15 protein-coding genes are annotated in these 12,240 nt (G+C 71.2%); 7 read left to right on the top strand and 8 right to left on the bottom strand.

The genetic code is table 11. The features are described from left to right. Window positions 1-40 precede the first annotated feature (40 nt). Window positions 41-325: a DUF1905 domain-containing protein gene (locus ROT00_RS12615; RefSeq protein ID WP_404775363.1), complete on the top strand. Its 285-nt coding sequence runs from the start codon at window positions 41-43 to the stop codon at window positions 323-325. Between the two features lie 14 nt (window positions 326-339). Here the strand turns inward: ROT00_RS12615 and ROT00_RS12610 are convergent, their stop codons facing one another. Both ROT00_RS12610 and ROT00_RS12605 read right to left on the bottom strand, forming a co-directional pair. Beyond that, window positions 340-765, bottom strand: a complete 426-nt coding sequence (locus tag ROT00_RS12610) for a pyridoxamine 5'-phosphate oxidase family protein (RefSeq protein ID WP_404775361.1) — start codon at window positions 763-765, stop codon at window positions 340-342. A 20-nt stretch (window positions 766-785) separates the two neighbouring features. Beyond that, window positions 786-1,499 (bottom strand): NUDIX hydrolase, encoded by a 714-nt coding sequence (locus tag ROT00_RS12605; protein WP_404775359.1) that lies wholly within the window; start codon window positions 1,497-1,499, stop codon window positions 786-788. A gap of 92 nt (window positions 1,500-1,591) precedes the next feature. On the opposite strand from ROT00_RS12605, the gene ROT00_RS12600 reads away from it, so the two are divergent. After that, the gene (locus tag ROT00_RS12600) at window positions 1,592-2,296 is read left to right on the top strand and encodes an endonuclease/exonuclease/phosphatase family protein (RefSeq protein WP_404775357.1); all 705 of its coding nucleotides are present in this window, start codon (window positions 1,592-1,594) and stop codon (window positions 2,294-2,296) included. Window positions 2,297-2,353: 57 nt separating this feature from the next. On the opposite strand, the gene ROT00_RS12595 is transcribed toward ROT00_RS12600, so the two are convergent. Beyond that, window positions 2,354-2,719: a hypothetical protein gene (locus ROT00_RS12595; protein ID WP_404775355.1), complete on the bottom strand. Its 366-nt coding sequence runs from the start codon at window positions 2,717-2,719 to the stop codon at window positions 2,354-2,356. A gap of 150 nt (window positions 2,720-2,869) precedes the next feature. On the opposite strand from ROT00_RS12595, the gene ROT00_RS12590 reads away from it, so the two are divergent. After that, window positions 2,870-3,340, top strand: coding sequence for a DUF805 domain-containing protein (locus tag ROT00_RS12590; protein ID WP_404775353.1), 471 nt, complete (start codon window positions 2,870-2,872; stop codon window positions 3,338-3,340). 10 nt (window positions 3,341-3,350) lie between these two features. Here the strand turns inward: ROT00_RS12590 and ROT00_RS12585 are convergent, their stop codons facing one another. Both ROT00_RS12585 and ROT00_RS12580 read right to left on the bottom strand, forming a co-directional pair. Beyond that, the gene (locus ROT00_RS12585) at window positions 3,351-3,797 is read right to left on the bottom strand and encodes a hypothetical protein (RefSeq protein ID WP_404775351.1); all 447 of its coding nucleotides are present in this window, start codon (window positions 3,795-3,797) and stop codon (window positions 3,351-3,353) included. Between the two features lie 66 nt (window positions 3,798-3,863). Then, window positions 3,864-5,270 (bottom strand): amidase, encoded by a 1,407-nt coding sequence (locus ROT00_RS12580; RefSeq protein WP_404775349.1) that lies wholly within the window; start codon window positions 5,268-5,270, stop codon window positions 3,864-3,866. A gap of 70 nt (window positions 5,271-5,340) precedes the next feature. Between ROT00_RS12580 and ROT00_RS12575 the strand changes: the two genes are divergently transcribed. After that, the gene (locus ROT00_RS12575; protein WP_404775347.1) at window positions 5,341-5,991 is read left to right on the top strand and encodes a TetR/AcrR family transcriptional regulator; all 651 of its coding nucleotides are present in this window, start codon (window positions 5,341-5,343) and stop codon (window positions 5,989-5,991) included. Beyond that, entirely contained in the window at window positions 5,988-6,539 is a 552-nt protein-coding gene (locus ROT00_RS12570; protein ID WP_404775345.1) for a hypothetical protein, read from the top strand. Before ROT00_RS12575 ends, ROT00_RS12570 begins: the two co-directional genes overlap by 4 nt. Window positions 6,540-6,548: 9 nt before the next feature. Here ROT00_RS12570 and ROT00_RS12565 read toward each other — a convergent pair whose 3' ends face one another. After that, complete coding sequence (locus tag ROT00_RS12565) at window positions 6,549-6,923, bottom strand: hypothetical protein (protein ID WP_404775343.1); 375 nt, start codon at window positions 6,921-6,923, stop codon at window positions 6,549-6,551. 119 nt (window positions 6,924-7,042) lie between these two features. Here ROT00_RS12565 and ROT00_RS12560 point away from each other — a divergent pair, with 119 nt between their 5' ends. After that, window positions 7,043-7,264: a DUF2283 domain-containing protein gene (locus tag ROT00_RS12560; RefSeq protein ID WP_404775341.1), complete on the top strand. Its 222-nt coding sequence runs from the start codon at window positions 7,043-7,045 to the stop codon at window positions 7,262-7,264. 67 nt (window positions 7,265-7,331) lie between these two features. Here ROT00_RS12560 and ROT00_RS12555 read toward each other — a convergent pair whose 3' ends face one another. Next, window positions 7,332-7,871 carry a TlpA family protein disulfide reductase gene (locus ROT00_RS12555; protein WP_404775339.1) on the bottom strand — a complete coding sequence of 180 codons (540 nt, stop codon included), beginning with the start codon at window positions 7,869-7,871 and terminating at the stop codon, window positions 7,332-7,334. Window positions 7,872-8,702: 831 nt separating this feature from the next. On the opposite strand from ROT00_RS12555, the gene ROT00_RS12550 reads away from it, so the two are divergent. Continuing rightward, window positions 8,703-9,221 carry a response regulator transcription factor gene (locus tag ROT00_RS12550; protein WP_404775337.1) on the top strand — a complete coding sequence of 173 codons (519 nt, stop codon included), beginning with the start codon at window positions 8,703-8,705 and terminating at the stop codon, window positions 9,219-9,221. A 90-nt stretch (window positions 9,222-9,311) separates the two neighbouring features. Here the strand turns inward: ROT00_RS12550 and ROT00_RS12545 are convergent, their stop codons facing one another. Then, window positions 9,312-11,957 (bottom strand): ATP-dependent Clp protease ATP-binding subunit, encoded by a 2,646-nt coding sequence (locus ROT00_RS12545; protein ID WP_404775335.1) that lies wholly within the window; start codon window positions 11,955-11,957, stop codon window positions 9,312-9,314. Between the last annotated feature and the right edge of the window lie 283 nt (window positions 11,958-12,240).

Here is a 12,240-nt window from a genome sequence, read left to right as displayed (position 1 = left end):
GACGGCGAGCCGTCCCCGCCCGCTGGCGTAGGCTCGCCGCGTGGACCTCCGCTTCACCGACGAGCTCTGGTACTGGCGCGGACCGGCGCCGTGGCATTTCCTCAGCGTGCCGCCCGAGCAGGCCGAGCTGATCGCCGAGCTCGCGCCCGGCGTGAGCTACGGCTGGGGCATGATCCCGGCGACGGTCACGATCGGCGGCAGCGAGTGGACGACCTCGCTCTGGCCGAAGGATGGCGGCTACGTGGTGCCCGTGAAGACGTGGGTGCGCGAGGCCGAGCGGCTGGAGATCGGCGACCCCGTCGCGGTGCGCCTGCGGATCGGCTGAGTCCGGAGCCGAGCTCACCGGGCCCCGAGCGCGACCTCGCGCAGGACCGGCGTCCCGCCGCGGAAGTCGCCGTGCCGCGCCCACTCGAGCACGATCCGCACGAGCACGACGGCACCCGCCTCGAAGGAGCCCGCGAACTCGGGGAAGGCGTCGAGGTACTCCGAGGTGCAGCGCTCGAGCTCGGCTCCCGCCGGGAGCTCGGCGCGCCCCTCGGCCTGCAGCGTCGTGCCGTCCGCGCCGCCCACGACGACGGCGACACGTCCGTCGCGGCGGAGGTTCGCGATCTTGCGCGAGTCGGGCTTCGCATCGAAGAGCAGCTCGCCGCGTCCATTCGCGGTGATCGCGAGGTAGGCGGCCTGCGGGGAGGCATCCGGTCCGAGCGTCGAGACGACGCCCGCCCGCTGCGCCCGGACGTACGCGATCAGTTCGGCGAGCTCCATCGCGCCAGCGTAGCGCCGCCTCAGCGCGACAGCTCGCGCGCGGGCGGCACGACCTCGCGGCCGGTGTCCCAGGGCTCGGCCCAGCCGAGCTCGTCGAACATGCGCGAGAGGATCAGCGCCGTCACTCCCCACACGAGCCGCTCCCCGACGGTGAACGCCGGCGAGCGGTGCACGAAGCCGTCGCGCCGCAGGACCGTCATCGCCCGGTTCGCGGGCGCGAGCAGCTCGGCGACGGGCACCCGGAACACGTCCACCGACTCGTCGTGATCCACCGCCGCGACGCGGGACTGCTGCGTCCACCACGCGGGCACGGGCGTCACGAGATGGCGGCTGAGCGGCACCGGCATCGGCGGCAGCTCGCCGAGCGGTTCGACCCCGCTCGTCTCGACGCCGGTCTCCTCGCGGGCCTCGCGGAGCGCGGCGGCCACCGCGCCGTCGTCGGATGCCTCGAGCCGCCCGCCCGGGAACGCGATCTGCCCGGCGTGGGTGCCGAGGGTCGCCGCCCGGCGGAGCAGCAGCACGTCGAGATCGGCCGGCACGATCGTCGCGGCGGCGTCCACGGGTGCGGCCGGCACGCGGTCCAGCACGCCGAACAGCACGAGCACCGCGGCGGGACGCAGTTCCGACGGGTCGGGCATCACGAGCCCCGGGATGCGGGTCGTCGGGGCATCCGGCCCCGGGAACCAGTCGAGGCCGCGCTCGCAGAGCGCGAGCAGTTCGGCACGGGCATCCACGGCCCCAGCGTAGCGAAGCGATGAATACCGTTCACCCGAGCGCCGCGCAACCCTCAGCCGTCATCCACGAAACCGCGCGTACGCTGTGGAGAATGCTGATCATCAGCTACAACCTGCGGAAGCACCGCGCGATCTCCGAGCTCGCGGCGCTCGATGAGCGCTACTCGCCCGACGCCATCTGCCTGCAAGAGGTGGACACGGCGGGCCTCGCCGAGGACATCGGGCGGATGCAGCTCGCCCACTCGACGACCGGCAACCGCCTCGGGCTCGCGATGTACTACCGCCCCGACCGCCTGCTCCCCCGTGACGTGCGCGCCTTCGCGCTGAAGAAGTCGCTGCACGACCGGGTGCTCCGGCCCGCGCACGAGCGGCTGCTCGCGGTGCGCTTCGACGATCTCGAGCACGACCGCGAGCTCACGATCGCCTCGTTCCACGCGGCCCCGCTCACGGCGCTGAACTCGCTGCGGCGCGCGCAGATCAACGCGGCCCTCGGCGAGCTGCAGCTGCTCGGCCCGAACCTGCCCGCGCTCATGGTCGGCGACTACAACTACCCCGTCTTCAAGGACAACCTCGCCGAGAAGGTGCGCGAGGCGGGGTACGAGCTGACGCTCAGCGACCGGTACACGTACACCCGCTACCGCTACTTCCGCGGGCACTTCGACTTCGCGACCTCCGCGGGGCTCGACCTGCGCAGCATCGAGACGCTGCCGCGCGGCGAGTCCGACCACCTGCCGATCCTCGTCGACGCGCACTACACGGGCGCCGAGGTCGAGGCGGACATCGACGTCGTCATCTGAGCGGCGGCAGCGGCGCGCGCAGCAGGCGCCCCGCGGCGCCGCCGAGGACCCGACCCGTCACCCGTCGAGCGCACCGCCGACCGCTCCGACGAGCGCCCCGAGGAGCACCGCCCCGACCATGACGGTCATGGCCGCGACGAGCGGCCGGCGGCTGCGTTGACGGCTCCCGCGCCGGGCGAGCCGCACGATGGCGACGACCATGCCGACGATGAGCGCGATCGCGGTGGCGAGCATCGCGAACCAGCTGCCGGAGCGCTTCAGCACCGCGCAGACCTCGCCCGTGCACTCCATCGCGCCGACGCCGACCAGGGCGCCCGCGATGAGCGCCGCCCCGGCGACGACGAACATCAGGATGAGCACGAACACCGTGAGCAGCACGTTCGTGAGCGGATCGTTCACGGGGCCGTCGGTGCGGGAGCTCATCCTCGGAAGCCTACGCGGTGCGCCCTGCACCCGCTGGGATCGCCCCTCGCACGGGGGCGTGCCGCGCGCCTCCCCCGGCGCTACGCTGGCGCCGTTCGCGGGCAGTTGCGCCGCGGCGCATCCGGTTCCACCCCTACGAGGAGCACGATGATGACGACCACTGCGACGACCACCGACCCCGCCCTCGACCGTCCGCTCCCCGGAGCGACGTTCGGGCAGGCGGTCTCCCGATTCTTCACGAAGTACGCCACCTTCTCCGGCCGCGCGAGCCGCAGCGAGTTCTGGTGGTGGTACCTCGCGAGCATCATCGTGAACGGGGCGCTCTCGCTCGCCATGTCGCTGTCGGGCGGCTGGATGTACGACGCGACGACGAACACGATGACCCCGCCGAGCGGCGGCTACGTCGTCTTCGCCTCGATCCTCGGGCTCTGGGGGCTCGCGACGTTCATCCCGTGGCTCGCGCTCAGCTGGCGCCGGCTGCACGACTCGAACCGCCCGGGTCCGTGGTGGTTCATCGGGCTCATCCCGATCGTCGGCGGCATCATCCTGCTGGTGTTCTTCCTGATGCCGAGCGACCCCGCGGGCGCGCGCTTCGACCGGGGCGCGAGCGCCGCGCGCTGAGCGCCGCGCCTCAGCGCCCCAGGAGCCGGTTCAGCCAGCCCGGCCCCGCGACGAGCGCGGCCGGTGGGAGGCGTGCGCGCAGGCCGCGGTCCGCGGTGACGACGAGGGGCCGGAGGGATGCCTCGGCCGCGGCGAGCTCGACGATGGTCGTGTCGCCGTCGGCCGGCGCCGGGACGACGAGGATGCCTGCCGGCGCCGTCGCCGTGCGCGCGGCGCCCTCGACGACGGCGGTGATCGCGTCGAGGCGCAGCGGCGCGCCCGGCAGCGCCGCGCCCGGCTCCGCTGCGCCCGGCTCGGGCCCCGCGACCTCGGCGCCGACGAGCCCCGGCAGCCCGGCGAGGAGCCGCGTCGCCGCGCCCGCCCGATCGCGCCACCAGCCGTCCGGGCGCGAACCCATGACGTTCGCGACGTCGACGATCAGGCGCACGGGGATCAGGTGCACGGGCTCGGCGGTCATGCTCCGATTGTGCACCCGGCGCGAGCAGCTGCGCCCGGGGCGCGGTTCACCCCGCGTCGGACCCGCTCAGATCGCGGGCCACCACGAGGCATCCGTCCAGAGCCCGAGCTCCTGCTCGAGCGCCGCACCGACCCGGAAGACCGCCGCGTCGTCGTACGTGCGCCCGACGAGCTGCACCCCGGTCGGCACGCCGTTCGGCGCGATCCCCGAGGGCACGGCGAGCACCGGCACCCGGCCGATCACGTTGAACGGCAGCGTCATGAGCTGGGAGAAGATCGCGGTGCTGTCGGTGCAGGGCTCCTCGGCGGCGAGCCCGATCGAGGCGACGGTCGGGCAGAGCAGCACGTCGTACCCCGTCATGAGTTCGGCGAAGGGCCGGTAGAACGCCGACTCGGCGACGAGGCCGTCGACGTAGCCGCCCCCGCCCGCCGCCTGCTCCGCGAAGGCGCGCGTGTACGGCATGAGCTGGGCGGCGCGCGCGGCGTCGCCCTCGACGATCTGCTCGATGAACGGGCCCATCACCGCGCCGAAGTGCGGCCATGCGGTCTCGAGCACGCGGTCGGGCCCCCAGGGCAGCGCGACCTCGACGACCGTCGCGCCGGCGGCGGCGAGCGCGGCGGCCGCCGCCCGGGTGTTCGCCTCGACGGCGGGATCGACGTCGTAACCGCCGAGGTCGAGGCAGAGGGCGACGCGCACGCCGTCGAGCGATCCGACCCGTCCGGAGACCTCGGCGATCTCGCGGAGGGAGGCCGCGTCGCCGACCCACGGCCCGGAGAGGACGTTCTGCAGCAGGGCGACGTCGGCGACGCTGCGCCCCATCGGGCCGTCGGCGCAGTAGGTGTCGGAGTTGAAGGGGGCCATGCCGGGCACCCGGCCGAACGGCGGCTTGAAGCCGACCACGCCGCAGAAGGAGGCGGGGATGCGGATCGATCCGCCGATGTCGGAGCCGGTCGCGAGAATCGTCTCGCCCGCAGCGAGCGCGGCGCCCGAGCCGCCCGAGGAGCCGCCGGGCGTGTAGTCGGGGTTCCACGGGTTCCGGGTGACGCCCCAGAGCTTCGAGTGCGTGACCGGGGCGCAGCAGTACTCGGGGGTGGTGGTGCGCGCGTGGACGACGGCGCCGGCCGCCAGGATGCGGTCGACGATGGGATGCGTCTGGTCGGCGACGTTGCCCCGCTCGAGGAGGCAGCCGTCTTCGAGGAGGCGCCCGGCGATCGGCTGCTCGTCCTTCAGCATCAGCGGGATGCCTTCGAGCGAGCCGAGCGGCGCACCACCGCCGGCCGCCGCCGAGAACCGCGCCTCGGAGGCGGCGGCCGCGGCGCGGGCCTCGTCGATCCACTCCTCGGTCACCGCGTTGATGGCGGGCTCGGCCGCGGCGGTGCGGGCGAGCACGGCGTCGAGCAGTTCGACCGGGGAGAGCTCCCGGCGTCGGAACAGCTCGGATGCCTCGGTGGCGGTGAGGTGGTGCAGGTCCATCGGCGGGTGCCCTTCGCGCGGCCGTACAACGTACGGCTCCGTACAGTGTACGGACGATACTCTTTCATCCATGCCGTCCCGTCAAGAGGCGCCCGCCGCGCGCCCCGCGCTCAGCCGCCGCGAGCTCGCCGCCGCGGGCATCGCGCTCATCGAGCGCGACGGCCTCGACGCGCTCACAATGCGTCGCCTCGCCGCCGAGCTCGGCTTCGCCCCGATGAGCCTCTACACGCACGTGCGCAGCCGCGACGACCTCATCGATGCGATCGTCGAGCAGCTCATCGAGCGGCTCGACCTGAGCGGGGGCAAGCCGAGCGCGCCCGCCGCCGACTGGCGCGAGCTCGTGCGCCGGACGCTCGGCTCGTACCGCGATCTCGCGGTCGCCCTCCCCCGCTCCTTCGAGCTGCTCGCGCTCGCACCCTACGACGCCGCGCCCGTGGCCCCGCACCTGCAGGCGACGATCGAACGGCTCGAGGCGGCCGGGCTCGGAGCGGAGGCCGCCCGGCAGATCCTCGGCATCATCGACGGCTACGCCTCGGGGTTCCTCGTGGTCTGGGCGCGGAGCGGCCGACCGGGCGGCGGCGCGCACGGCGAGGCCGTCGGCGAGTCGCCCACCGGAGTCGCCGCGCTCCGCGACCTCGACATGTACGACCGCGGCATCGACGCGATCATCGCCGGCCTCGACGCCACGCTCGTGCGGGGCGGGCAGGACGGCCGGGCATGACCCGCGCGTACCGCTACGACGTCGACCTCGTGCGGATCATGTACGACTACACGGACTCGGTGGTGTGGTTCCCGGATCCCGTCGACTACGACGCGAGCGGGCTCAGCGCCGAACTCGTCGCCGAGCTGCGCGCGTGGAGCGCGCTCTACGAGGAGGGCCTCGACGAGGACTTCCATTGGCGCTCGCCCGACTATCCGGACCGCATCGACCGAGCGCGACAGCGGCTCGCGCACCGTCTGGGAGACGAACTCGGCGAGGGCTTCGAAGTGGAGTTCGATGTGCCGCACGGCGTCTGGTTCGGTCCGCGCACGGCCCACTACCGATCGAGCGCTCCGGCGACGAACCCGGCGGCAGCGGCCCACTTCACCGGGCTTGCTCGGGCCGCCGCGGAGGAGCGGGCGTTCTGGGAGCAGCAGCCGGCTGCTGCCGGCTCGTGGTTCGCGCATCAACCCCTGAGCGGCGAGGTCTTCTCGGCCGACGGCGCCTGCTCCGTGACACGCGAGCAGGCGGAGCACTTCGTCTCGAACGACAATGAGCCTGAGGACTAGGCGGGCGGATCAGTCCAGCTCGTCGAACAGGATGGCGCGCGCTTCAACGCCCGCCCGCCGTGCGACGCGGTCCCGAGCCCGCCGCTCGGCCGCATCCACGGTGAACGCGACGGCGCGCACCCCGAACTCCGGCGCCGACACGACGATCAACGGTCCCGCCCGATTCGTGCGCACCCGCACCACTTCCGGTTCGATATCCGCGAGGGCGTAGGCGACCTCGTCATCGGCGTAGCCCGCGGCCCGCAGCCCCGCCTCGACGCGGTCGGCGCGCGTCCGAGACGTCGGCTGCGGCGCTTCGACGCGCGGTCCGCGCAGCTCGTGCCAGCCCATCACCGCCGCGAACGCGAAGATGAGACCGAGCACCACGAGCCCGAGCACGTTCATGCCCTCAGGCTAGGCGAATCGGGGCAGGACCGGGCGAACACCGTGCCGCCCGCTCGCGTCCCTCGGCCAGCGAACGAGCTGCATCGCCTACGATCTGGACGGAACAAGGAGGCGCCGCCGTGAGACTCACCCACGACCCCGAGGTCGACGCCGCGTACCTCACCCTCGGCGACGCGATCGCGCCCGGCTCGATCGATCGCACCGTCGAGCTCGAGCCGCCGATCGAAGGCACGATGCTGCTCGCCGACGTCGATGCGAGCGGGCGCATCCTCGGCTTCGAGTTCATCGGCGCCCGGCGACTCCTCGACCCGGCGCTGCTCCGCGACGCACCGCTCCCGTAGACCGCCCCGCACACGCGGAACGCCCGGCCCTCCGCGGAGGGCCGGGCGTTCCGCGCGTAGAGCAGTTCTACAACACTTGGTGCGCGAGTTCAGGGGAGGAGGCGATATCGACTGTCGAGCCGAACGTCTGACCGTCGGCGTTCTCGGGGTACTCGACAGCCGGAATCGCTGCGGAGGCGACGCCGCCTTCCGGGATGGCGGAACTGCTCGCCGCCGAGATCAACGCCCGTAGGACGCTCACGCTCTCGACGGCACCGAGCACCCGGGCGGCGACGCGTCCTTCTTCATCGAGGATGAGCGTCGAGGGCACAGCATTGGGCGCGACCTCCCCGGCGAACGCGAGCTGCGCGGCGCCGGAGTCACGGTCAAGGATCGAGGGATACGCGATTCCGTAGTCCCGTTCGAACGAGGCGGCGTTCTCGGCCGAATCGCGCACGTTGACGCCCACGAACACCACGTCGGGGAGTTCGGCATGCACCTCGGCAAGGATCGGCGCTTCCGTGCGGCATGGCGCGCACGCAGCGAACCAGAAGTTGACGACCGTCACTCGCCCCGCAGTGTCGGCAGACGAGAAGGTGCCGCCGACGGTTTCACCGGCGAAGTCCACTGGACTCCCCCGTTCCACGAGCGGGACCTCGGTGATCGTCCCGTCACCGGAGACATACCCCTTCGGCTCCGCCTCCGCAAGCTGTTCCGCCAGCGGCTCAGAGGCGCAGCCGACCAAGGAGAGGGCGAGTGCCGCCGCAGCGAGGGCCCTCCCCCTCCGAACACGGCGCGAAGCTTTGGGATCCCAGATTGGAGCCATCTCCTCAACCTACCTCACGACCGCGCTACCGCGGAAGATGGCCCAGTTGACCGCTTGTATCCATGGGTGCATTCACGCGCCCGAACTCGCGCCGTAGAAACGAAGCAATGCACCGCCAACAAGGCGGCGCAGCGACCTCAGCCCGGAAGGACAGGAGAAGAAGATGCCCAAATTCTCGAGGTTGATCGCAACGGCAGCGGCAGCGACCCTCGTCCTCGCCGCAAGCCCTTCCGGCCCAGCCGTCGCATACGGATATGCAAGCGGAGTCCACAATTGCCCGGCGTCCTGGTATGGACAGATCACCGTAACCGCGAAGGGATCGGTGCGCGTCTACGCACCAGGCGATCGCTCGGCATATGGTGAGACGATGAACTCTACTGGATACCAGACCGTGACGTTCCGCGGAGCCCGTGGCGGTGGACTGTGGGCTGTCGATGCTCTGGAATCGACCGCGGACATCTCGAGCCAGACGACATTCTGCGTGTAGTCCGGATGTCGAGACAAGCCCCTGCAGCGCAGCGCTTTCGCAGACGTTACGGACTCGCCGTAGTCTCGCCCCGCCGCTTGCTTCGAGACTCTGTGCATCTCGCGCTCATACCGAGTGGGGCGGTCCCGAGCGGGTCGTTTGAATCCTTGGCACAGTTCGAAGCGGAAGCAGGCGCGTCTGCTGCCTCCATCCTGATTGTCGACCTCGACGCCCGCCACCCTCTCGGCAATCCACGCATGGTGGACTCGCTCATGGAGTCTCCTCTCGAAGCGGTAGTTGGACTCGCCACAGCGCAGTGCAGGAGTGCTGAGATGCGATTCCGACAAACCGCGCTGCGGCTACGACGCCGTGGCTGGCGTATCGCGAGTGGTGAAGCCGGTCTTGATGAGCTGCGCTCGATCGTCAACTCGATCGTCCGCTCCGAGTACGGCGATGAGTCGCTCGTCTTGACCGACCGACAGCAGCAGGTTCTCCACCTCGTCGCGTCCGGCATGTCCAATTCTGAGATCGGCGAGCGCCTGAAGATCACCACCGGTACCGTCAAGCGGCATATCCACGACTGCTTCGAGAGGCTGGGAGCGAGCACTCGACTCGACGTGATCATCCGAGCCCATCAGCTCGGGATCATCGAGACGGTCCCTGAACTCGCGCACCAAGTGGTGTAGAAACGCGAGAGAAGCGGAACGCCCGGCCCTCCGCGGAGGGCCGGGCGTTCCGGTCGATGGGGTTACGCGATCGCGTGCGTGCGGTGCGGGTTACGCGGCCTGCGGCATCCCGGTGGCGGGGACCGCGGATGCCACGACGAGCTCGTCGCCCGAGGCATCCACCCGCACGAGTCCGCCGTCGCCGAGCTCGCCGGAGACGAGCAGGTCGGAGATGCGGTCGTCGACCTCGCGCTGGATCAGGCGGCGCAGCGGCCGCGCGCCGAACTCGGGCTCGTAGCCGTGCTCGGCCATCCACGCGACGGCCGCGTCGGTCACCTCGAGGCCGATCTCGCGCGCGCCGAGGCGGGCACTGGTGGCGCCGAGCATGAGCGACACGATCCGGGCGATCTCGTCCTTCGTGAGCTTCTTGAACAGCACGATCTCGTCGATGCGGTTCAGGAACTCGGGACGCATCGCCTCGCGCAGCTTGCCCATGACTCGGTCGCGCAGGTCCTTCTCCGAGGAGAAGCCGTTCGCCGAGGCATCCGCCGACGCGACAAAGCCGAGTGCGCCGGACCGCGAGGCGAGGAACTCCGACCCGAGGTTCGAGGTCATCACGACGACCGTGTTGCGGAAGTCGACCGTGCGGCCCTGCCCGTCGGTGAGGCGTCCGTCGTCGAGCACCTGCAGCAGCAGGTTGAACACGTCGGGGTGCGCCTTCTCGATCTCGTCGAACAGCACGATCGAGTACGGGTTGCGGCGCACGCGCTCGGTGAGCTGGCCCGCCTCGTCGTAGCCGACGTACCCGGGAGGGGCGCCGACGAGCCGCGACACGGTGTGTCGCTCGCCGAACTCCGACATGTCGAAGCGGATCACGGCGGACTCGTCGTCGAACAGGCGGTCGGCGAGCGCGCGGGCGAGCTCGGTCTTGCCGACGCCCGTCGGTCCGAGGAACAGGAACGAGCCGACCGGCCGCTTCGCGTCGCCCATGCCGGTGCGGTTGCGACGCACGGACTTGGCGACGGCGGTGACCGCGTCGTCCTGCCCGATCACGCGGGCGTGCAGCTCGTCCTCGAGGGTCGCGAGGCGCTCGCGCTCCCCCTCGGTGAGGCGGTTCACGGGGATGCCGGTGGCGCGCGAGATCACCGCGGCGATCTGCGCCTCGTCGACCGTGGTCCCCTGAGCCTGTCGAAGGGAGTCCTGGCTGGTTCCCTGAGCCTGTCGAAGGGAATCCGCCCCCACCTCATCCAGCTTCCCCTGCACCTTCGCGATCTCGTCGCGGATGCGGGATGCCTCCTCGTAGTGCTCGGCGGCGACCGCGGCGTTCTTCTCGGACTCGAGCTCGGCGAGCCGCGCCATGAGCGCGGGCACGTCAGTCTTCACGCCGAGGCGGAGGCGCAGTCGCGCGCCGGCCTGGTCGATGAGGTCGATCGCCTTGTCGGGCAGCACCCGGTCGGGCAGGTAGCGGCTGCCGAGCTCCACGGCGGCGCGCAGCGCGTCATCCGTGTACTCGACGCCGTGGTGCTCCTCGTAGGCGGGCTTCAGGCCCTGGAGGATGCGCACGGCGTCCTCGATCGAGGGCTCGCCGACGCGCACCGGCTGGAAGCGGCGCTCGAGGGCGGGGTCCTTCTCGATCTGGCGGTACTCCTTGAGCGTGGTCGCCCCGATGAGGTGCAGCTCGCCGCGCGCGAGGCGCGGCTTCAGGATGTTGCCCGCGTCCATGCCGCCCTCGCCCGCGCCTCCTGCGCCGACGACGGTGTGCACCTCGTCGATGAAGACGATCAGCTCGCCCCGGTGGGCGGCGATCTCCTCCATCGTCTTGGTGAGGCGCTCCTCGAAGTCGCCGCGGTAGCGGGTGCCGGCGAGCATGCCCGGCAGGTCGAGCGCGATGACGCGCTTGCCGAGGAGGGCTTCGGGCACCTGCTCGTCGACGATGGCCTGCGCGAGGCCCTCGACGATCGCGGTCTTGCCGACGCCCGCCTCGCCCACGAGCACGGGGTTGTTCTTCGTGCGGCGGGAGAGGATCTCGATGGTCTGCTCGATCTCGTCGGCGCGGCCGATCACGGGGTCGAGCTCGCCGTTGCGGGCGCGCTCGGTGAGGTCCATGCCGAACTTGTCGAGCGTCGGCGTGGTTCCCTGAGCCTGCTCGCTGGTTCCCTGAGCCTGTCGAAGGGAATCCTCATCGCTGGTTCCCTGAGCCTGTCGAAGGGAATCCTCCACCCCGTCCCGCATCGTCTGCGTCAGGGCTTCGGCGGTGACGCCCGCGCGGGCGAGCACCTGTCCGGCCGGGGCATCCTGACCCAGCACGAGCGCGAAGAAGAGGTGCTCGGGGTCGATGTACGTCGCCCCCGAGGAGCGCGCCACCTGGTAGCTGTGGAACAGCGCGCGCGATGCCGAGGGCGTGATGGTCGCGGCGTCGCGGCGCTCACCGAGCTCGTCGAAGGGGACGTCGCCGGATGCCGGCAGGCGCGTCTCGGTCGCGGTGATGATGCGCTCGGGGCTCGCGCCGACGCGGCGGATCGCCGCCTGCACGCTCTCGTCCTCGACGATGACGCGCAGGATGTGCAGCGCATCGAGCTCGGTCTGGCCGCGCTCGAGGGCGAAGCGTCCCGCCTGCTGAAGAATGCTCTGGGTGCGGGCCGTCAGGAACCGGCTGAGGTCGATCGACCGCGCCTGACGGGCCTGCTCACCCGCGAGGTATCGGGCGAGGAACTCGTCGAACGAGCTCGCGCCGGCCTCGTTGAAGTCGTTGGGCACCTGGCCTCCTGGTTGAAGTTGAGTGTGGTTCGCTCAAGTTCAACGCGAAGCTGCGCTGAGTATTCCCCTAACATCGAGCGCGAGGCGCACGATTACCAATCCACCCCCATCGCGGTGCGAACGCAGGCGATAATAGCCAACTGTGATTACCCGCCATGCAGCGTCGCCGAAGTAGGCTCCGAAGCTGAGGTAGCCCGCGCGTCACCACCAAGAAGATCGTTTTCCTGGCAACCCAAACGACCTCGAACATACCTGGGCGCCTCGAAGCGTCACATCGCTAGAT

Origin of the sequence: Agromyces mediolanus, assembly GCF_044917495.1 — a bacterium.
Classification (GTDB): Bacteria; Actinomycetota; Actinomycetes; order Actinomycetales; family Microbacteriaceae; genus Agromyces; species Agromyces mediolanus_B.
This window is presented reverse-complemented; position numbering and strand designations above follow the sequence as displayed.

Coding starts and splice junctions, on each gene's coding strand:
- ROT00_RS12610 (WP_404775361.1), bottom strand. CDS start 765: ATGGAGCTCGCCGAACTGATCGCGTACGTCCGGGCGCAGCGGGCGGGC.
- ROT00_RS12600 (WP_404775357.1), top strand. CDS start 1,592: ATGCTGATCATCAGCTACAACCTGCGGAAGCACCGCGCGATCTCCGAG.
- ROT00_RS12595 (WP_404775355.1), bottom strand. CDS start 2,719: ATGAGCTCCCGCACCGACGGCCCCGTGAACGATCCGCTCACGAACGTG.
- ROT00_RS12590 (WP_404775353.1), top strand. CDS start 2,870: ATGACGACCACTGCGACGACCACCGACCCCGCCCTCGACCGTCCGCTC.
- ROT00_RS12585 (WP_404775351.1), bottom strand. CDS start 3,797: ATGACCGCCGAGCCCGTGCACCTGATCCCCGTGCGCCTGATCGTCGAC.
- ROT00_RS12580 (WP_404775349.1), bottom strand. CDS start 5,270: ATGGACCTGCACCACCTCACCGCCACCGAGGCATCCGAGCTGTTCCGA.
- ROT00_RS12575 (WP_404775347.1), top strand. CDS start 5,341: ATGCCGTCCCGTCAAGAGGCGCCCGCCGCGCGCCCCGCGCTCAGCCGC.
- ROT00_RS12570 (WP_404775345.1), top strand. CDS start 5,988: ATGACCCGCGCGTACCGCTACGACGTCGACCTCGTGCGGATCATGTAC.
- ROT00_RS12565 (WP_404775343.1), bottom strand. CDS start 6,923: ATGAACGTGCTCGGGCTCGTGGTGCTCGGTCTCATCTTCGCGTTCGCG.